General features: G+C 68.8%; 15 protein-coding genes. 8 read left to right on the top strand and 7 right to left on the bottom strand.

The genetic code is table 11. The features are described 5' to 3' along the window. Positions 1 to 83 precede the first annotated feature (83 nt). Both WJ12_RS12285 and WJ12_RS12280 read right to left on the bottom strand, forming a co-directional pair. Positions 84 to 956 (bottom strand): segregation and condensation protein A, encoded by an 873-nt coding sequence (locus WJ12_RS12285; RefSeq protein ID WP_034186260.1) that lies wholly within the window; start codon positions 954 to 956, stop codon positions 84 to 86. Positions 957 to 960: 4 nt separating this feature from the next. Further along, positions 961 to 1149, bottom strand: coding sequence for a DUF3460 family protein (locus WJ12_RS12280; RefSeq protein WP_006478107.1), 189 nt, complete (start codon positions 1147 to 1149; stop codon positions 961 to 963). Positions 1150 to 1397: 248 nt separating this feature from the next. Here WJ12_RS12280 and WJ12_RS12275 point away from each other — a divergent pair, with 248 nt between their 5' ends. Beyond that, entirely contained in the window at positions 1398 to 3212 is a 1815-nt protein-coding gene (locus WJ12_RS12275) for an autotransporter assembly complex protein TamA (protein WP_059560374.1), read from the top strand. A 28-nt stretch (positions 3213 to 3240) separates the two neighbouring features. Further along, entirely contained in the window at positions 3241 to 7314 is a 4074-nt protein-coding gene (locus tag WJ12_RS12270; RefSeq protein WP_059560377.1) for a translocation/assembly module TamB domain-containing protein, read from the top strand. A 60-nt stretch (positions 7315 to 7374) separates the two neighbouring features. Here WJ12_RS12270 and metG read toward each other — a convergent pair whose 3' ends face one another. Beyond that, positions 7375 to 9531: a methionine--tRNA ligase gene (gene metG / locus WJ12_RS12265; RefSeq protein ID WP_059560379.1), complete on the bottom strand. Its 2157-nt coding sequence runs from the start codon at positions 9529 to 9531 to the stop codon at positions 7375 to 7377. A gap of 376 nt (positions 9532 to 9907) precedes the next feature. Continuing rightward, on the bottom strand, positions 9908 to 10552 hold the full coding sequence (locus WJ12_RS12260; RefSeq protein WP_034186256.1) for a YiaD family glycine zipper/OmpA-like lipoprotein: 645 nt from the start codon (positions 10550 to 10552) through the stop codon (positions 9908 to 9910). A 351-nt stretch (positions 10553 to 10903) separates the two neighbouring features. Here WJ12_RS12260 and apbC point away from each other — a divergent pair, with 351 nt between their 5' ends. The 5 genes from apbC to WJ12_RS12235 all read left to right on the top strand — a co-directional run bounded on the left by apbC (position 10904) and on the right by WJ12_RS12235 (position 16537). After that, positions 10904 to 11995, top strand: a complete 1092-nt coding sequence (gene apbC / locus WJ12_RS12255; RefSeq protein ID WP_059560382.1) for an iron-sulfur cluster carrier protein ApbC — start codon at positions 10904 to 10906, stop codon at positions 11993 to 11995. A 133-nt stretch (positions 11996 to 12128) separates the two neighbouring features. Continuing rightward, on the top strand, positions 12129 to 12665 hold the full coding sequence (sodC, locus tag WJ12_RS12250) for a superoxide dismutase [Cu-Zn] (protein ID WP_034186254.1): 537 nt from the start codon (positions 12129 to 12131) through the stop codon (positions 12663 to 12665). A 111-nt stretch (positions 12666 to 12776) separates the two neighbouring features. Next, entirely contained in the window at positions 12777 to 13346 is a 570-nt protein-coding gene (gene dcd / locus WJ12_RS12245) for a dCTP deaminase (RefSeq protein WP_006398615.1), read from the top strand. 81 nt (positions 13347 to 13427) lie between these two features. Then, entirely contained in the window at positions 13428 to 15707 is a 2280-nt protein-coding gene (locus tag WJ12_RS12240) for an arginine/lysine/ornithine decarboxylase (protein WP_034186253.1), read from the top strand. Beyond that, entirely contained in the window at positions 15707 to 16537 is an 831-nt protein-coding gene (locus WJ12_RS12235; RefSeq protein ID WP_049034414.1) for a lysozyme inhibitor LprI family protein, read from the top strand. Before WJ12_RS12240 ends, WJ12_RS12235 begins: the two co-directional genes overlap by 1 nt. Positions 16538 to 16629: 92 nt before the next feature. On the opposite strand, the gene WJ12_RS12230 is transcribed toward WJ12_RS12235, so the two are convergent. From WJ12_RS12230 to WJ12_RS12220, 3 genes are all read right to left on the bottom strand, one after another. Beyond that, positions 16630 to 17313, bottom strand: a complete 684-nt coding sequence (locus tag WJ12_RS12230) for an HAD family hydrolase (protein WP_049034415.1) — start codon at positions 17311 to 17313, stop codon at positions 16630 to 16632. A gap of 96 nt (positions 17314 to 17409) precedes the next feature. Beyond that, entirely contained in the window at positions 17410 to 18819 is a 1410-nt protein-coding gene (gene argH / locus WJ12_RS12225; RefSeq protein ID WP_059560384.1) for an argininosuccinate lyase, read from the bottom strand. 103 nt (positions 18820 to 18922) lie between these two features. Further along, positions 18923 to 19732, bottom strand: a complete 810-nt coding sequence (locus tag WJ12_RS12220; RefSeq protein WP_034186250.1) for a helix-turn-helix transcriptional regulator — start codon at positions 19730 to 19732, stop codon at positions 18923 to 18925. A 218-nt stretch (positions 19733 to 19950) separates the two neighbouring features. On the opposite strand from WJ12_RS12220, the gene WJ12_RS12215 reads away from it, so the two are divergent. Next, positions 19951 to 20703: a class I SAM-dependent methyltransferase gene (locus tag WJ12_RS12215; RefSeq protein ID WP_034186249.1), complete on the top strand. Its 753-nt coding sequence runs from the start codon at positions 19951 to 19953 to the stop codon at positions 20701 to 20703. Positions 20704 to 20794 lie beyond the last annotated feature (91 nt).

The raw sequence follows: 20794 nt of genomic DNA, 5'->3' as shown, positions 1-20794 counted from the left end.
GAAACCCGCCCGACGGCCAGCCGCCGCGGCGCGGCGGCGAGCGTGGCGAGGCGCCGGGGAACGGTAAGCGGCGGGGGCGGGTGTTACGCGGGCAGGTACGCGAGGCGCACGTAGATCGGCGCGAACGGTTCGGGCTGCGTGATCTCGACGAGCGATTCGCGTGCGAGTTCGAGCATCGCGATGAAGTTCACGACGACGACCGGCACGCCGCGCGACGTGTCGAACAGGTCGGCGAACTCCATGAAGCGCGCGTTCTGCAGCCGGCGCAGGATCAGGCTCATGTGCTCGCGCACCGACAACTCCTCGCGGGAGATCTTGTGGTGCTGGACGAGCTTCGCGCGCTTGAGCACGTCGGCCCATGCGGCGCGCAGGTCGTCCGAGTTCACGTCGGGGAAGCGCGGCGTGATGCTCTGCTCGATGTAGACCTCGGCGCGCAGGAAGTCCCGGCCGAGCTGCGGCAACTGGTCGAGCCGCTGCGCGGCAAGCTTCATCTGCTCGTATTCGAGCAGGCGGCGCACGAGTTCGGCGCGCGGATCTTCCGCTTCCTCGCCGGTGTCGGCCTTCTTGACCGGCAGCAGCATCCGCGACTTGATCTCGATCAGCATCGCGGCCATCAGCAGGTACTCGGCCGCCAGCTCGAGGTTCGACGTGCGGATCTGGTCGACATAACCCAGATACTGCGCGGTGACCTGCGCCATCGGGATGTCGAGCACGTTGAAGTTCTGCTTGCGGATCAGGTACAGCAGCAGGTCGAGCGGGCCCTCGAACGTCTCGAGGAAGATCTCGAGCGCATCGGGCGGGATGTACAGATCCTGCGGCAGCTTGAAGAGCGGCTCGCCGTACAGGCGAGCGAACGCCGCGACACCGTCGACCGTGTCGGGCGTCGAATCGGCGCCCGCGGGCGCGGCGATCGCGTCGTCCTGCCGGGCGGCGCTGGCCTCGTCGGCGGCGCTCACGTCGTCAGAAGTTCTGGTAGTAGACGTACGACGTTTGCTTCACGCGCGATTCCTGCTGCTCGGCGCGCTCTTCGAGATCGATCGGCTGCTTGTCCCACAGCAGGGAACGGCCCTTGCGCTGCTCTTCTTCGAGCGTCGGCTTCTGCTGCTTGAGCTGGTTCAGGAATTGCGTGACGTCGGACTGGTACGGCATGGCTGGATCTTCCGTTTCGGGCGGCGCACGATGCGCCGGATTCGCGATGGCGGGATTTTACCGCATCGCGGGGAACAGCCGGCGCCAATCGCGCGTCGAATCCGCGGGTCGGCCGCCGGCGTGCGGGGTTCGGCGGTCGTGCCGGACCCTGCACTCTTTCACAATCGTTTGGCTTTGGCGCCCGCGCCCTGTGGTCAAATACAGGGTTTTCCACGAAACCGTAACAATCCAGGACGGCGAGGTCATATTTGGCGGGGCAGTCGAACCAGCAAGCACCTACGGTGCATCACGCGGGCCCGCGCGTGGCGCGCGGTCGCGCCGGCGCCGCGGCCGGCATCGCGCGGGCGGCCCTCGCCGGGTGCCTCGCCGCGTGCTTCGCGCTGCCGGCCCACGCGAAGTACGACGTCGACATCGACGCGCCGCGCTCGATCCGCAAGCTCCTCAAGTCGCATCTCGATATCGCGCGCTTCGCGAAGCGCGACGACATCAGCGACGACCAGTTCGACTTCCTCGTGACCGCCACGCCGCAGCAGGTGCGCGACCTGACCGCGACGGCCGGCTATTTCTCGCCGGTCGTGCGGACCGACGTGCGCACGCGCGACGGCAAGCGCGACGTGCGCATCGCGGTCGATCCGGGGAAGCAGACCGTCGTGTCGACGGTCGACCTGACGTTCAAGGGGCCCGTCGACACCGAGGATCCGAAGCAGGAGGCCGCGACCCGTTTCGCGTTCTCGCTGAAGCCGGGCGACCCGTTCACGCAGTCCGACTGGGACGGCGCGAAGGACGCGGCGCTCAGGCAGCTGCAGTCGCGCCGTTATCTCGGCGCGAAGATCGCGTCGTCCGAGGCACGCATCGATCCGCGCACGCAGCGCGCGACGCTCGCGGTCACGTTCGACAGCGGCCCGACGTTCACGATCGGCAAGGTCGACGTGGACGGCGTGCGCCGCTATCCGGAGAAGATCGTCACGAACGTCAATCCGCTGTCGGAAGGCGAGATCTACGACGTGCGACGGATCACCGAACTGCAGCGGCAGTTGCAGAACACGCCGTACTACGCGAGCGTCGCGATCGACGTCGGCGACGATACGTCGAAGCCCGAGCGCACGCCCGTGCACGTGAAGGTCAGCGAGTTCCCGTACAACAACATCCGCGGCGGCGTCGGCTTCGCCACCGATACCGGACCGCACGTGCAGGGCTCCTACACGTATCTCGACACGTTCGGCGCCGCGTGGCCGCTGACGGTGTCGGGCCGGCTCGACCAGATCCAGCAGTACGGGCAGGTCCAGCTGTCGATGCCGCCGGGCGAGAAGGGCTGGACCAACAGCGTGCTCGCGTCCTATACGAATACCAACGTGTCGGACACGCGCATCTACAGCGCGCGGGTCGGCGCGCAGCGCACGCGCACCGGCCAGTTCATCGACTATTCGTATTCGCTGATGTTCTACCAGGACCGGCTCGACCAGAACAGCGCGGGGCCGACCACGAGCCGCGCGCTGGTGCCGCAATGGGCGTGGACGCGCCGCAACGTCGACGATCCGCTGTTCCCGCGTTCGGGGAACCTGATCCACGCGGAGGCCGGCTTCGCGGTGAAGGGCGTGCTGACCGACCAGAGCTTCATCCGCGGCTACGCGCGCGGGCAGCAGTACCTGCCGGTCGGCAAGCGTGACCTGTTCGTGTTCCGCGCGGAGCTCGGCGGCGTGTTCACGAGCGGCAGCTCGACCGGCGTGCCGGCGTCGCTGCTGTTCCGTGCGGGCGGCTCGAACTCGGTGCGCGGCTACGGTTACCAGAGCATCGGCAACAGCGTGGGCGGCTCCGTGCTGCCCACCAAGTACCTGATGACGGGCACCGCCGAATACCAGCACTGGTTCAACCGCGACTGGGGCGCCGCGACCTTCTTCGACATCGGCACCGCGACCGATGCGTGGGGCGAGCGCGTGTTCTACCCGGGTGTCGGCGTCGGCGCGCGCTGGCGCAGCCCCGTCGGCCCGATCAACGTCGACGTCGCGTACGGGCTGCGCAACCATAGCGTGCGCCCGTACCTGACGCTCGGCATCGCTTTCTGACCGTACCGCTTCATCGACGACGAACCGCATGACGAAGGACCCGAACGACACGCCGCCGCCTCACGATCCGGACTCGCCCGACGGCGCGCCCGACACGCCGCCGCGCGCGCCGCGCCGCGGCCGGGTGGTGCGCATCGCCGCATGGACGTTCGCGACGGTCGTGCTGCTCGTCGTGCTGGCGCTGGGGCTCGTGCTGGGCGCGGTGACGACCGAGCGCGGCACGCGGCTCGCGTGGCAGGTGGCCGGGCACGTGCTCGGCACCCGGCTTGCGGGGACGCTGGAAGGCGGCTCGCTCGCGACCGGCGTGCGGCTGCGCGGCTTCGCGTGGACGAGCCCCGACGGGTCGGGCACCGAGGTTCGGATCGACCGGCTCGACGGCCGCTGGGCGCTCACGCGTGCGCCGTGGCGGCTGTCGATCGCCTATCTGCGCGCCGGCACGATCGACGTGCGGATCGCGCCGGGGCCGTCGACGCCGGGCACGACGCCGCAGGACCTGAGCCTGCCGCTGCAGTTGCGGATCGACGACCTGCGCGTCGATCACCTCGCGATCCACGACGGCGGCTCGACGACGCAGCTCGATCACCTCGCGCTGAGCGGCCGCAGCGACGGGCGCCACCACGAACTCGTGCTCGACGGCGTCGATACGCCGTACGGCGCGCTGACCGCGCGCGCGAAGCTCGACGGCGTGAAGCCGTTCGCGCTGAGCGGCGAGGCGACCTACGCCGGCAAGCTGTCGGACGAGCCGGTCGACGCGCGGGCCCGCGTGTCGGGCTCGCTCGAAGCACTCGTCGCCGACGTCGACGCGAGCGGGATGAAGCTGAACGGGCGTGCGCACGTCGAAGCGGCGCCGTTCGGCGACGTGCCGCTCACGCGCGCATCGCTCGCATTCGATCACGTGAACCCGCAGGCGCTTTCGCCCGGCGCGCCGGCGGCCGATCTCGCGGTACGCGCGGCACTCGCGCCGGTGACCGCGCCGGCCGGCGCGGCGCCCGTGAAGGGGTTCGCGGTGACGGGCCCCGTGTCGATCGTCAACGCGAAACCGGGCACGCTCGGCGACCATCTGCTGCCGGTGATCGATGCGCATGCGAACGTGCATCTCGACGCGCACGCGCAGCGGATCGACGATCTCGCGCTGAAACTGATCCGCGACGGCAGCGTGACGGGCAACGGCACGCTGAAGGGCGGCAAGGGCCGCTTCGACCTGAAGGTCGCGAACCTCGACCTGAACGCGTTCGTCGCCGAGCTGCGGCCGATGCGTCTCGGCGGCCCGCTCGGCGTGACGCTCGCGGGCGACGCGACGACCGTCGACTTCAACCTGAACGACCCGAAGCTCGCGCTCGGCGCGCGCGCGAAAGTCGCGCTGACGCCGCAGCAGACTGTGCTGACCGATGCGCGCGTGACGGCCGGCAAGGGGCGTATCGACCTGACGGGCGTGTTCCGCCACGACGCGCATTCGAGCTACGACGCGAAGGCGACGCTGACGGCGTTCGATCCGCTGCTGCTCGCCGCGATGAGCGCCCCGCAGGCCGGCGGCGGCAAGGCGCCCGCCAAGGCGGCCAAGGCGCCGGCCAAGCACGGCGAGACGCGCGTGTCGGGCACGCTGACGGCGTCGGGCGCGTTCGCGCCGCAGGTCTCGACGAAGGCGACCTTCAAGCTCGGCGACAGCCTGTACGACGGCGTGCCGCTGACCGGCGCCGGCGTCGTGCAGCTCGCCGGTTCGCGGATCCTGCCGAGCAACGCGAACCTGTCGATCGCGGGCAACCACGTCGACCTGCGCGGCAGCTTCGGCGCGCCCGGCGACCGGCTGCGCTTCGTCGTCGACGCGCCGCAGCTCGACCGACTCGGCTTCGGCATCGAAGGGCTCGTGCAGGCGCAGGGCGACCTGACGGGCAGCTTCGCGCATCCGAACGTGACGGCCACCTACAAGGCCGAGCGCGTCGTCGTCGGTTCGAACCGGATCGGCGCCGCGCAAGGCCGCGCGGACATCCGCGACGGCGCGCACGGCGCACTCGTGTTCACGGCCGACGCGACCGACATCGCGCTCGGGTCGTTCAAGCTGAAATCGCTGCGCGCGAACCTCGACGGCACGCGCGCGAAACATACGCTCGACGCGTCGGCGCTCGGGATGGCCGACGGCCGCGTGATCGACCTGACGCTCGCGGCGAATGGCGGCGTGGTCGAGAATCGCGACGGGATGCGCTGGGACGGCACCGTCACGCGTCTGGCCAATCGCGGTACGCCGGCCGTCGCGCTGCAGGCGCCGCTGACGGTGTCGGCCGGCGCCGGCCGCGTGACGCTCGGCGCGACGCGGCTCACGCTCGAAGGCGCGGCGATCGACCTGAAGTCGTTCGTGTTCGATCACGGCCAGATGCGCTCGGCCGGTTCGGTGAGCGGCGTGTCGGTCGCGCGGTTCCTCGAGGTTCGCCAGGAACTGACCGGCCAGCGGCCGCCGGTGCGGACCGACGTCGTGCTCGACGCCGACTGGGATTTCTCGCTCGGCGCGAACGCGACGGGCCACGTGCAGGTGAAGCGCCGCGGCGGCGACGTGACGATCGAGAGCGGGCGCGGCATCGCGTCGCTCGGGCTCACCGACCTGTCCGCGCGCGCGAGCTTCACGCCCGGCAACCGGCTCAACGTGACGGCGCTCGCGAAGGCGAGCCGGATCGGCACGCTCGATGCGAACGTCACGGTGCCGTTCGCGCTGCGCGACGGCGTGTTCGGGGTCGTCAACGACGGGCCGCTGTCGGGCCGCATCGACGCCGACATTCCGGCGCTGAAGACGACCGGCAACCTGTTCGGGCCGAGCTATCTGCTGGGCGGGCGCGCGGCGCTGAAGCTGACGGTCGCCGGCACGCCCGCGAAGCCGAACCTGTCGGGGATGCTGACGGGCGACGATTTGTCCGCGACGCTGATCGACCAGGGCGTGCAGCTGAAGGACGGCATCGTGCGCGTGAAGCTGTCGGACAACCTCGTCGAATTCCAGCAGGTCGAGTTCCACGGCGGCGACGGCACGCTGCGCGCGCTCGGCCGCGTGCGCCTCGACGGCGAGGCGCCCGACCTGACCGCGAGCATCGTCGCGGACAAGCTCGAACTGTTCGCGGCGCCGGACCGCAAGCTGTCGCTGTCGGGCAAGGCGACCGTCGCGAACGACGGGCCGCGCGGCGCGCTGTCGATCGACGGCAAGTTCGTGGTCGACCGCGCGCTGTTCGACCTGCCCGAGGAATCGGCGCCACACCTGTCCGACGACGTCGTGATCGTGCAGCCGGACGGCACGGTGCGCGGCGAGACGCCCACCGGCACCGCGGCCGCGAAGCCGAAGCCGGCCGGGGACAAGCCGGCGCCGTCGCTGGCGCCGCGCGCGAACATCGACATCGGCCTCGGCAACAACTTCCGCTTCAAGGGCCACGGCGCCGATCTCGGGCTGCGCGGCACGATCACCGTGATGAGCGCGCCGGGCGTGCCGTTGCGCGCGGTCGGCAACGTGCGCGTGACCGAAGGCTCGACGTACACGTCGTTCGGCCGCAAGCTCGCGATCGAGAACGGCTTCTTCACGTTCAACGGCCCGGTGTCGAACCCGGGCGTCAACATCCTCGCGATGCGGCGCAACCAGGAGGTCGAGGCCGGCGTGCAGGTGACGGGCACGATCCAGTCGCTGACGGTCAAGCTCGTGTCGGAGCCGAACGTCACGGACAACGAAAAGCTGTCGTGGCTGCTGTTCGGGCACGGCACCGACCAGGGCAACAACGTCGGCCAGCAGGGTGCGATGACGGCGGCGCTCGGGCTGCTCGGCAGCGTGACCGGCAAGCGCGTCGCGCAGACCTTCGGCCTCGACGAGGTCTCGGTCGGCCGCAGCGAAGTCGGCCTGACCGATCCGCAGGTCGTGCTGGTGTCGAAGGCGATCAACGAGCGGTTCGTGCTCGGCTTCGAGCAGGGGCTGCAGTCGGCGAGCAACGCGTTCAAGGCGACGATCAACCTGACGCGCTTCTGGTCGGTGTCCGCGTACGGCGGCACGTTCCAGGGCGTCGACCTGAACTACACGCGTCGTTTCGACCGGTGGTTCGGCAGCGACGCCGCGCGCACGCGGCGTTCCGAGCAGCCATGAAAAAAACCCCGCACGATGCGTGCGGGGTTTTTCTCTTGCGCCAGCGGCGGCGCGTGCGGCTTACTTCACGCGCATGCCGGGCTTCGCGCCGCTGTGCGGCTCGAGGATGTAGAGGCCCGGCTCCGCCTTCTCGTCGGTGGCCGACGCGGCGAGCACCATCCCTTCGGACAGGCCGAACTTCATCTTGCGCGGCGCGAGGTTCGCGACCATCACCGTCAGCTTGCCGACGAGCTGCTCGGGCTGGTAGGCGGACTTGATGCCCGAGAACACGTTGCGGGTCTTTTCCTCGCCGACGTCGAGCGTGAGCTGCAGCAGCTTGTCCGAGCCTTCGACCGCCTGGCACGCGACGATCTTCGCGATGCGCAGATCGATCTTCGCGAAATCGTCGATCGAGATCGGGGCGTCGTCGGCGCCGTTCGCGGCCGCCGGCTTCGCGTTCGCCTTGGCATTGTTCTTCGCATCCTTCGCGGCGTTCGCGCTCGCGGCGGCGGCACCCGTGGCCTCGGCCTGCAGCGAATCGCGGTTCGCGGCGAGCAGCGCCTCGATCTGCTTCGCGTCGACGCGCGTCATCAGGTGCTGGTACGCCTTGATCGGCTGCGCCGACGACAGCGGCTTCGCGGCATCGGCCCACGCGAGCGGCGCGATGCCGAAGAATGCCTCGACGGCTTCGGCGACGCGCGGCATCACCGGCTTCAGCGCGAGCGACAGCAGGCGGAACGACTCGAGGCTCACGCTGCAGGTTTCATGCAGCGCGACCGCGTTGGCCGGATCCTTCGCGAGATCCCACGGCTTCGCGCCGTCGACGTACGCGTTCACTTCGTCCGCGAGCTCCATCGTGTGGCGCAGCGCGCGGCCGTACTCGCGTGCTTCGTAGTGCGCGGCGATCTGCGGAATCGCGTCGCGCAGCTTCGCGACGAGCGGGTGGTTCATCGCGCTGTCCTGCACGCGGCCGTCGAAACGCTTGATCAGGAAGCCGGCCGCGCGGCTCGCGATGTTCACGTACTTGCCGACGAGGTCGCTGTTCACGCGCGCCTGGAAGTCGTCGAGGTTCAGGTCGATGTCTTCCATCGTCGCGTTCAGCTTCGCGGCGAAGTAGTAGCGCAGCCATTCGGGGTTCAGGCCCGTGTCGATGTAGCTCTGCGCGGTGATGAACGTGCCGCGCGACTTCGACATCTTCGCGCCGTCGACCGTCAGGAAGCCGTGCGCGAACACGTTGGTCGGCGTGCGGTGGCCCGAGAACTCGAGCATGGCCGGCCAGAACAGCGTGTGGAAGTACAGGATGTCCTTGCCGATGAAGTGGTACTGCTCGGCCTTCGAGCCCGGACGAATCCATGCGTCGAAGTCGACGCCGTTGCGATCGCACAGGTTCTTGAAGCTCGCGTAGTAACCGACCGGCGCGTCGAGCCACACGTAGAAATACTTGCCGGGCGCGCCCGGGATCTCGAAGCCGAAATACGGCGCGTCGCGCGAGATGTCCCAGTCGGCGAGCTTGGACTCGCCGGCGTCGCCGAGCCATTCGCGCATCTTGTTGGTCGCTTCGGGTTGCGCGAGGCCGCTCACCCATTCGCGCAGGAACGACTCGCAGCGCGGGTCGGACAGGCGGAAGAAGTAGTGCTTCGACGTCTTGCGCACCGGCGTCGCGCCGGAGACGACCGAATACGGGTTCAGCAGTTCGGTGGGCAGGTAGGTCGAACCGCACACTTCGCAGCTGTCGCCGTACTGATCCTTCGCGTGGCACTTCGGGCACTCGCCCTTGATGAAGCGGTCGGGCAGGAACATTTCCTTGACCGGGTCGTACGCCTGCTCGATCTCGCGCTCGGCGATCAGGCCGGCTTCCTGCAGCGCCAGATAGATCTTCTCGCTCAGCACGCGGTTCTCGTCCGAATCGGTCGAGTAGAAGTTGTCGAACGACACGCCGAAGCTGTCGAAGTCGCGCTTGTGTTCGATCCACACGCGCTCGATCAGCTGCTTCGGGGTCAGGCCTTCCTTCTCCGCGCGCAGCATGATGGGCGTGCCGTGCGTGTCGTCGGCGCCGATGTAGTAGACCTCATGGCCATGCATTCGCAGCGTCCGCACCCAGATGTCGGTCTGGATGTACTCGACCAGGTGGCCGATGTGGATCTGCCCGTTGGCATAGGGCAGTGCGGACGTGACGAGGATCTGGCGGCTGCCTTGCGGCGCCGCAGCCTGCACGGAAGTGAGGTCGGATGCGGACATAGGGTCTGTAGAGGAACAGCGGAAAAACGACGGGAAAGTGCGATTCTAGCAGGGGCGCGCATCGGCGCGGCGGGCGGGCGCCGCGGACCGCGCGCCGGAGGCGGCGGAGCAGCGCAAGCGGCGTGCCCGGTGGTGTTGTGCTGCAATGCAGCACGAATTCTGCGGGCAAAAAAAACCGGGGCGGATACGGCCCCGGAGCAACAACGACAAGAGGAGAATGGTGACGCGCCGGCAACACCAGCCGCGTACCGTAAATACTGACCACGGCCTGCGACAGAAGTTCGAAAATTTTTTCGATTTGTTACCGGGTCCGCCGGAAGGCTTGTCCGGCGGGGCTGCGCGGGCGGTCTGCCCGCGCATTCTCCTTGTCGCGTGCTTACTGCGCCTGCGCTGCGCGCAGGTAGATTTCGACGCGGCGGTTCTGTGCGCGGCCGGCTTCGGTCGCGTTGTCCGCGATCGGGTTCGATGCGCCCATGCCTTGCGCCGACAGGCGGCCGGCGTTCACGCCGCGCTGCGCGAGCGCGTTCACGACGCTTTGCGCGCGGTTCTGCGACAGCGTCTGGTTCAGCTGGGCCGAACCCGTGCTGTCGGTGTAGCCGACGATCGAGGCCGTCACTTGCGGGTTCTGGTTCAGCGTCGTGGCCAGGTCGTTCAGCAGCGGCGTGAAGGCCGGCGTGATCGCGTACTGGTTCGTCGCGAACGTGACCGCGCTCGGCACGTTCAGCTTCAGCGAGCCGTCCGGCTGCTCGGTGACCTGCGTGCCCGTCTTCGCTGCCGACGGTGCGAGCTTGTTCTTGATCGCCTGCCAGTTGTAGCCCGTCACGCCGCCGACCAGCGCGCCGACGCCTGCGCCGATCGCCGCGCCCTTGCCGCCGCCCGCCAGCGCGCCGATGCCCGCGCCCAGCGCCGCACCCGTGCCGGTACCGACGGCCGTGTTGTTGCCTTGCTGCGTGGCGCAGCCTGCCAGCAGTGCGCCGGCCAATGCGAAGACGGACAAGCGGGTCGCGATTTTCATGTTCATCTTGGATTCCTCTCTTGGTTGAACGAGTCGACAACGACGACAACAACAGTTACGGCTCCCTGCGCGGGCCGCCCGAAAAAGGAGGGCAGGCCTGCGCTCGCGGCAGCCGCCGAGGCGGCCGCATGCCCTGTCCGCCAGCGTGGCTGTTCGGACAGCGCGACGCGTCAGCCTCTACAATATAGGCGGTGAGTGGCCGATTTGGCCCTATAGCGTGCCGCACGCGAAGAGTGCGCCGGGTTGCGCGTTCGCGCAATGGCATGCAACAGATTCTTTCACTTTTCCCGATTTTCGCAGCGTAATTTGATATTTTTTGACGTTTGCGCGCGAGAAAAACGTTTTCACGGAGTTTCGATGAGCATTGACCGGGCACAAGTCGACGCCGCACTGGCGGCAGTCGTCGACCCCAATACCGGCCGCCCGTATGCGGCGAACAAGGGCGTGCGCAACGTCGCGATCGACGGCGATGTCGTGACGCTCGACGTGGTGCTCGGTTACCCCGCGCGCAGCCAGCACGGCGACGTGCGCGCACGCGTCGCCGCGGCGCTGCAGGCCGTGCCGGGCGTGCGCGACGCGCGCGTCGCCGTGTCGCAGGAGATCGTCGCGCACACGGTGCAGCGCGGCGTGAAGCTGTTGCCGAACGTGAAGAACATCGTCGCGGTCGCGTCGGGCAAGGGCGGCGTCGGCAAGAGCACGACGGCCGTGAACCTCGCGCTCGCGCTCGCGGCGGAAGGCGCGTCGGTCGGGATCCTCGATGCCGACATCTACGGTCCGTCGCTGCCGACGATGCTCGGCATCCACGGCCAGCGCCCCGAGTCGCCGGACAACCAGTCGATGAACCCGCTCGTCGGCCACGGGCTTCAGGCGAACTCGATCGGCTTCCTGATCGAGGAAGACAACCCGATGGTGTGGCGCGGCCCGATGGCGACCTCCGCGCTCGAACAGCTGCTGCGCCAGACCAACTGGCGCGAACTCGACTACCTGATCGTCGACATGCCGCCCGGCACCGGCGACATCCAGCTCACGCTCGCGCAGCGCGTGCCCGTCACCGGCGCGGTGATCGTCACGACGCCGCAGGACATCGCGCTGCTCGACGCGAAGAAGGGGCTGAAGATGTTCGAGAAGGTCGGGATTCCGATCCTCGGCATCGTCGAGAACATGAGCATCCACATCTGCTCGAACTGCGGCCACGAAGAGCACATCTTCGGCGCCGGCGGCGCCGAGCGGATGGCGAAGGACTACGACGTGAACGTGCTCGGCAGCCTGCCGCTCGACATCGCGATCCGCGAGCGCGCCGACAGCGGCACGCCGACGGTCGCGGCCGATCCGGACGGCGCGCTGGCGCGCCGCTACCGCGATATCGCGCGCGGCGTCGCGCTGGCGATTGCCGAGCGATCGCGCGACATGACGTCGAAGTTCCCGTCGATCGTTGTTCAAAATACGTAAAACCCTTGCGGGGCGGGGCCTTACGCTGTTTACGGCGCCGCGAGGCGCGGTATCATGGCGACTTTTCCCGGGTCCCTTTACCCGCCCGGCGCGGCCGTCGTATCAAACGGCCGCCAGCCGGCATGAGGATCGAATGAAACAACGACATCACGGCGTGCGCGCCGGCCGCGCGCAGCGCGCGCTGCTGGCCGCCGCCGCGCTGGGCCTGCTGGCCGGCTGTACCTCCTTTTCCTCGTCGTACGAAAAACGGGCCGACGCACAACTGCAGCCGACGGTCGGCGCGCAGGCGCGCGGCGCGGTGACGTTCGTCGAGCGCCCGGACGGCGTCCAGGTCACCTACAACCTGGCCGGCCTGCCGCCGAACAGCGATCATGCGCTGCAGGTGCACGAACGCGGCGACTGCAACGCGGGCGACGGCTCGAGCGCCGGCCAGGTGTTCGCGCCGGCCGCCGATCGCCTGCGCGCGGGCGCCCGCGTCGCCGGCGATCTCGGCAACATCCATGCGGACGCGAACGGCGTCGCGGCCGGCTTCATCGTCGCGCCCGATCTGGCCCTCGACGGCGTGCGCTCGGCGATGAACCGCGCGGCGCTGGTGCACCGCGACCCGAGCGATCCCGCGTTTCCGCAGCATGGCGCGGGGCCCGCGCTGGCCTGCGGCGTGATCCGTTGACGGCCGCCGCGTGCGTGCGCCGATGATCGCGTAAAATATGCGCCTTTCCCGGCCGCCGCCTTGCGCGCGCGGCCCTTCCTGACTGTCACGCAGCGTTTCCTGGCGCCCCCTATGAGCATCAAGTCCGACAAGTGGATTCGGCGCATGGCCGAAGAGCACAAGATGATCGAGCCGTTCGTGCCCGATCAGGTTCGCGCGTCCGAGGACGGCCGCCGGATCGTCAGCTACGGCACGTCGAGCTACGGCTACGACATTCGCTGCGCAGACGAATTCAAGATCTTCACGAACATCAACTCGACGATCGTCGATCCGAAGAACTTCGACGAAGGCTCGTTCGTCGATTTCAAGGGCGACGTGTGCATCATCCCGCCGAACTCGTTCGCGCTGGCCCGCACCGTCGAATATTTCCGCATCCCGCGCACCGTGCTGACGGTCTGCCTCGGCAAGTCGACCTATGCGCGCTGCGGGATCATCGTCAACGTGACGCCGTTCGAACCCGAGTGGGAAGGCTATGTCACGCTGGAATTCTCGAACACCACGCCGCTGCCCGCGAAGATCTACGCGAACGAAGGCGTTGCGCAGGTGCTCTTCTTCGAGAGCGACGAAGTGTGCGACGTGTCGTACGCCGATCGCGGCGGCAAGTATCAGGGGCAGCGCGGTGTCACGCTGCCGAAAACCTGATCTGGTTGCATAACGTCTCACCAGTTTTCGGGTGACCGCTGCGCGTGACGCGCCGCGGTCGTTCTTTTTGGAGAATCGCCCATGAAGTTTCGTTTTCCCGTCGTCATCATCGACGAAGATTTCCGCTCCGAGAACATCTCGGGCTCCGGCATCCGGGCGTTGGCCGAAGCGATCGAGAAGGAGGGCGTCGAAGTCCTCGGCCTCACGAGCTATGGCGATCTGACGTCGTTCGCGCAGCAGTCGAGCCGCGCGTCGTGCTTCATCCTGTCGATCGACGACGACGAACTCATGCTCGGCGAGACCGGCCAGGACGGCGAGCTGCCCGAACTCGCGACCGCGATCATCGAGCTGCGCGCGTTCGTCACCGAAGTGCGCCGCCGCAACGCGGACATCCCGATCTTCCTGTACGGCGAGACGCGCACGTCGCGCCATCTGCCGAACGACATCCTGCGCGAGCTGCACGGCTTCATCCACATGTTCGAGGACACGCCGGAGTTCGTCGCGCGCCACATCATCCGCGAGGCGAAGGTCTATCTCGACTCGCTCGCGCCGCCGTTCTTCAAGGAACTCGTCAAGTACGCGGACGAAGGCTCGTACTCGTGGCACTGCCCGGGCCACTCGGGCGGCGTCGCGTTCCTGAAGAACCCGCTCGGCCAGATGTTCCACCAGTTCTTCGGCGAGAACATGCTGCGCGCGGACGTCTGCAACGCGGTGGACGAACTCGGCCAGCTGCTCGACCACACGGGCCCGGTCGCGGCGTCCGAGCGCAATGCGGCGCGCATCTTCAGCGCCGACCACCTGTTCTTCGTGACCAACGGCACGTCGACGTCGAACAAGATCGTCTGGCACGCGACGGTCGCGCCGGGCGACATCGTGCTGGTCGACCGCAACTGCCACAAGTCGATCCTGCACGCGATCACGATGACGGGCGCGATCCCCGTGTTCCTCACGCCGACGCGCAACCACTTCGGCATCATCGGGCCGATCCCGCGCGACGAATTCAAGCCGGAGAACATCCGCAAGAAGATCGAGGCGAACCCGTTCGCGCGCGAGGCGCTGCGCGAGAACCCGGACATGAAGCCGCGGATCCTGACGATCACGCAGAGCACGTACGACGGCGTCGTCTACAACGTCGAGATGATCAAGGATCTGCTCGGCGACCTGCTCGACACGCTGCACTTCGACGAAGCGTGGCTGCCGCACGCGACGTTCCACGATTTCTACCGCGACATGCACGCGATCGGCGACGGCCGTCCGCGCACGGGCGCGCTCGTGTTCGCGACGCACTCGACGCACAAGCTGCTCGCGGGCATCTCGCAGGCGTCGCAGATCGTCGTGCAGGACTCCGAGAACCGCACCTTCGACAAGCACCGCTTCAACGAGGCGTACCTGATGCACACGTCGACGAGCCCGCAGTACGCGATCATCGCGTCGTGCGACGTCGCGGCCGCGATGATGGAGCCGCCGGGCGGCACCGCGCTCGTCGAGGAATCGATCGCCGAGGCGATCGACTTCCGCCGCGCGATGCGCAAGGTCGACGCCGAATACGGCGACGACTGGTTCTTCAGCGTGTGGGGCCCGGACAACCTGTCCGAGGAGGGCATCGGTTCGCGCGACGACTGGATGCTGAAGCCGAACGACCACTGGCACGGCTTCGGCCCGCTCGCGGAAGGCTTCAACATGCTCGACCCGATCAAGGCGACGATCATCACGCCGGGGCTGGACGTCGACGGCGAGTTCGGCGAGACCGGCATTCCGGCCGCGATCGTCACGAAGTACCTGGCCGAGCACGGGATCATCGTCGAGAAGACCGGCCTGTACTCGTTCTTCATCATGTTCACGATCGGCATCACGAAGGGCCGCTGGAACTCGATGGTGACCGAGCTGCAGCAGTTCAAGGACGACTACGACAACAACCAGCCGCTGTGGCGCGTGCTGCCGGAATTCGTCGCGCAGCATCCGCGCTACGAGCGCGTCGGCCTGCGCGACCTGTGCACGCAGATCCACGACGTGTACCGCGCGAACGACATCGCCCGCCTGACGACGGAGATGTACCTGTCGGACATGGAGCCCGCAATGAAGCCGTCGGACGCGTTCGCGAAGCTCGCGCACCGCAAGATCGACCGCGTGCCGCTCGACGAGCTCGAAGGCCGCGTGACGAGCATCCTGCTGACGCCGTACCCGCCGGGCATTCCGCTGCTGATCCCGGGCGAGCGCTTCAACAAGACGATCGTGAACTACCTGCGGTTCGCGCGCGACTTCAACGAGCGTTTCCCGGGCTTCCACACCGACATCCACGGCCTCGTCGCGGAAGAAGTGAACGGCCGCGTCGAGTACTTCGTCGACTGCGTGCGCGACTGATGGCGACGCACGGACGAATCCGGGCGATGCGCGCGGCGCTGGCCGCGCTCGTCGTCTGGGCGGCAGGCGCGGCGGGACTGGCAGGGTCGGGCGTCGCGCACGCGGAAGTCGCGGCGGCCGATCCGATCGACGTCGCGATGCGGCAATGCCTCGCGCGGCGCGACCGGTCGTCGCCGGCCGGCCAGATCCAGTGCATGGGCGAAGCGCAGCAGCAGTGGCAGGCCGTGATGGACGGCGCGTACCAGCGCCTGTTGAAGGACGCGCCGGCCGATGCGAAGCGCGGCTGGCAGGACAGCCAGCGCCATTGGCTCACCTGGCGCAAGGACGAAGTGCATTTGCTGAAGGCCGTATACGACACGACGCGCGGCACGTCGTATGCGATGTCGAGCGCCGACCTGCAGTTGCAGCCGGTGCGCGATCGCGCGCTGGCGCTGCGCGGCGCGGCCGATCGTTATGCGCCGCCCGCCGCGGTACCGGTCGCGGGCGCGAGCGGCGCGCAGGGCGGCACGAACGCGGCGCAGGCTGCCGCGGCCACGCCGAACGCGAAGCCGGCGGCAAACGCGCCGCGTGGTCCGGCCGTGCGCCGCGTGCGGCCGTGCGAACAGGATGCCGCGTGCGAGCACGCGCTGTTCGACCTGAACCGCTATTACCAGAAGCTGCGTCGCAAGATGCCGGCCCACTCGGCCGCGACGCTCGTGCGTGCGCAGCGCGCGTGGGTCGGGTTCCGCGACGCGACGGCGCCGCTCGTCGGCGAGGACGGGCGCGTCGACCTGATCGGTGCGCGCATCGCGACGATGAAGCGGCTGTCCGAGACGGCCGGCAACAAGTAAGGACCATCGCGACGCCGGTCGTTCGGCGGCACGACGAAACGGGCACCCTCGGGTGCCCGTTTTGCATGGAATGGCGCGGCGCGCGGGGATGCCTAGGCGGGCTGCGACGTGCCCTGCAGGCCGAACCACGACGGCACGAGCGCGACCGCGTCGTCGAGCGAGGCGAGCACGTGCAGGCTCAGCGCGACGATCTCGGGCGTCGGCGCCTTCAGGTCCGGCACGGTCACGACCGATGCGCCGGCGCCGGCGGCCGACTGCGCGCCGAAGTCGCTGTCCTCGAATGCCACGCACCGGTGCGCCGGCACGCCGAGGCGTTCGGCCGCGAGCCGGTAGACGGCCGGGTCGGGCTTGCCGCGCGCGACTTCGTCGCCGCCCGCGATCGCGCGGAAGAACGGCAGCACGCCGACCGCATCGAGCCGCGCGCGGATCACGTCGCCCGCGGACGACGACGCGACCGCGCATGGAATGCCGGCCTGTGCGAGCGCATCGAGCAGCGCGAGCGCGCCGGGCTTCAGCGGAAACTTCGGATGCGGCTCGGGCGCCGCGAGTTGTTCGCGCACGCGGGTGCGCACGGCATCGAACGTCTCGGGCTGGCCGATCAGCCGCGCCAGGATGACCTGGCCTTCGGCGAACGAGCGGCCGACGATCTGCAGGTAGTCGGCGACGGTCAGCACGACACCGTGCGCGTTCGACACGTCGATCCACGTGTTCATGATGGTCCGCTCGGAATCGACGAGCAGGCCGTCCATGTCGAAGAGCGCGGCGGAAAAAGTCATCGGCGGCATCCGGGAAGCAGGGCGGGCGATGGGCGGCGCGACGGCCGCCCGAATGAAAAACGGACGCCGAAGGCGTCCGTCCATGACGGCAGGCGGTTACCGGCCCAGTGCGGCGCGGGCTGCCTTGACGGCCGCACGCACCTGGTCGGGCGCGGTGCCGCCCGGGTGGTTGCGGCTCGCGACCGACCCTTCCAGCGTCAGGTAGCCGAACACGTCGTCGCCGATCAGGTGCGCGACGTTCGGCAGTTCCTGCTTCATCTCGTCGAGCGTCAGGTCGGCGAGGTCGATGCCGCGGTCGTCGCAGATCTTCACCGCGTGCGCGACGGCTTCGTGCGCGTCGCGGAACGGCAGGCCGCGCTTCACGAGGTAGTCGGCGAGGTCGGTGGCGGTCGAGAAGCCCTGCAGCGCGGCCGCGCGCATCGCGTCCGGCTTCACGGTGATGCCCGCGACCATCTCGGCGAAGATCCGCAGCGTGTCGGCAACGGTGTCGACCGTGTCGAACAGCGGTTCCTTGTCTTCCTGGTTGTCCTTGTTGTACGCGAGCGGCTGGCCCTTCATCAGCGTCAGCAGCGCCATCAGGTGGCCGTTCACGCGGCCCGTCTTGCCGCGCGCGAGCTCGGGCACGTCCGGGTTCTTCTTCTGCGGCATGATCGAGCTGCCGGTGCAGAAGCGGTCGGCGATGTCGATGAAGCCGACGCGCGGGCTCATCCACAGCACGAGCTCTTCGGAGAAGCGCGACACGTGCGTCATCACCAGCGCCGAGGCGGCCGTGAATTCGATCGCGAAGTCGCGATCGGACACCGCGTCGAGCGAGTTCGCGCAGATGCCGTCGAAGCCGAGCGTCTTCGCGACCGCATGACGATCGATCGGATAGCTCGTGCCCGCGAGCGCGGCCGCGCCGAGCGGCAGGCGGTTCACGCGCGTGCGGCAGTCGCGCATGCGTTCCGCGTCGCGCGTGAACATCTCGACGTACGCGAGCAGGTGGTGGCCGAACGTGACGGGTTGCGCGACCTGCAGGTGCGTGAAGCCGGGCATGATCGTGTCGGCGTTCTGTTCCGCGAGGTCGATCAGCGCGCCGCGCAGGTCGTTCAGCAGGCCACCGATGCGGTCGATCTCGCCGCGCAGCCACAGGCGGATGTCGGTCGCGACCTGGTCGTTGCGCGAGCGGCCCGTGTGCAGGCGCTTGCCGGCATCGCCGATCAGCGCGGTCAGGCGCGCCTCGATGTTCAGGTGGACGTCTTCGAGGTCGAGCTGCCATTCGAATTCGCCGCGCTCGATCTCGCCCTTGATCTGTGCCATTCCGCGTTCGATCGCGGCCAGGTCGTCGGCGCTGATGATCTTCTGCGCGGCGAGCATGTTCGCGTGCGCGAGCGAGCCGGCGATGTCGACGAGCGCGAGGCGCTTGTCGAAAAACACCGACGACGTGTAGCGCTTGACCAGTTCCGACATCGGTTCCGAGAAGCGGGCCGACCAGGCCTCGCCCTTTTTGTGCAGTTGGGACGTCATGGCGATTCTTCGAAGGGGAGTTGGGCAGCGTGCGCCGCCGAGGGAATCCTGCAATTCTAACATTCGCGGGCCTGCCGGCCGTGGCCCGCGCGGGCCGGCCCGCTCAGTCGCGCACGAGCACGACCAGCTTCAGGTCCTCGCGGTGCGCGGGCTTCAGCGTGATCTGCTGGTACACGAGGCGCCCGTCGGCCGGATGGTCGAATTCGCGCCGCCCGCCTTCGCGTTCGAACACGTCCTGCGACGCCCAGTACTGCGCGAACGCGTCGCTGCCGGCGGTCAGCGCGTCGATCAGCGCGCGCGTCGGCGCGTCGGCCAGGTGGCGGATCGAATCGGCGCGGAATTCGGCCGCGAGCCGCCGGGCGCGGGTTTCCCAGTCGACGATCAGCGTGCGCGCGGCCGGCGACATGAACGTGAAGCGCAGCAGGTTGCGGTCGTGCTCGCCGTCGAGCCAGCCGGAAAAGAGCGCGGCGGCCGGCGCGTTCCACGCGAGCGCGTTCCATTGCCGGTCGAGCACGTACGCGGGCGTCGCGATCGCCGCGACGGTCGCGGCGAGCGTCGGCGGCAGGTCGCCGCCCGCGACGTCGGGCTCGGCCGGATCGCGCTGCGCGGCCAGCTCGAACAGGTAGGCGCGCTCGGCCTTCGACAGCTGCAGCGCGACGGCGATCCGCGCGAGCGCGTCGGCCGATGCGGACACCGGGCGGCCCTGCTCGATCCACGTGTACCAGGTCGGGCTGACGCCGCACAGCTGCGCGACTTCCTCGCGCCGCAACCCCGGCGTACGGCGGCGCGGGCCGGGCGGCAGCCCGACGGCCTGCGGCGACAGCCGCTCGCGATGGGCACGGATGAATTCGCCGAGCGCACGGGCGGGCGTGGCGTCGAGCGGCGGGACGGAGGCGGAGGACGGCTGGTTCATGCGGAAACGGCAAAAGGGAAGCGGGGGCGCGGCAACGTTCAGGCAGGTGGATTGAATACCAGAATAACTGCTTAACTTGTACTGGTACAGACGCGGGCCTATTGTAGCGGGTCGCACGCTGGCAGGGCAGCGGGCGTCCCACCAAACGTGTTGCAGGGGGCCGGAATGCGCGCTGGCGCATCCATGCCGGCCGCTTGCGCAAGAGAAAGGAGCGAACGATGAAACACCACGACCAGGTCGCCGACGCATTCGGCACGACGGCCGCCGCCTATCTGACGAGCACGGTTCATGCGACGGGTGCCGACCTGCGGACGCTCGCCGACGCGGTGAGTGCGACGCCCGAGGCCGCGGTGCTCGATCTCGGCTGCGGCGCCGGCCACGCGAGCTTCGCGGTCGCGCCGCACGTGCGCGACGTGGTCGCCTACGATCTCGCCGCGCCGATGCTCGCGACCGTCGATGCGGCCGCGCGCGAGCGCGGGCTCGCGAACATCCGCACGCAGCAGGGGCCGGCCGAGCGGCTGCCGTTCGATACCGCGACGTTCGACTGGGTCGTGAGCCGGATGAGCGCGCACCACTGGCACGACCTGCGCGCGGCGCTCGCCGAGGTGCGCCGCGTGCTGAAGCCGGGCGGCCGCGTGCTGATGATCGACATCGCCGGCAACGACCATCCGCTCCTCGACACGTACCTGCAGGCCGCGGAAGTGCTGCGCGACGCATCGCACGTGCGCGACTACCGGGCGGACGAATGGCTCGCGATGTTCCGCGAAGCCGGCTTCGACGCGCAGGTACACAGCCGCTGGCGGCTGCCGATCGATTTCGACACGTGGGTCGCGCGCATCCGCACGCCGGCCGACAGCGTGACCGGCATTCGCGCGCTGTGGGCGCACGCGCCCGACGAGGTGCGCGGCTACTACGCGGTGCAGCCCGACGGTTCGTTCGAGCACGACGCGCTGCTGATCGACGCGCATTGAACGCGCGGCGCGCCGCGCCATGAAAAAAGCCGCGATACGCGCTCGTGCGTATCGCGGCTTTCGCGTCCAGGCCGGCGCGGAACGCGCCCGC

This window comes from Burkholderia seminalis (assembly GCF_001718535.1).
GTDB lineage: Bacteria > Pseudomonadota > Gammaproteobacteria > Burkholderiales > Burkholderiaceae > Burkholderia > Burkholderia seminalis.
Note: the sequence above shows the minus strand (reverse complement) of the source record. Positions and strands in the feature narration are given on the sequence as shown.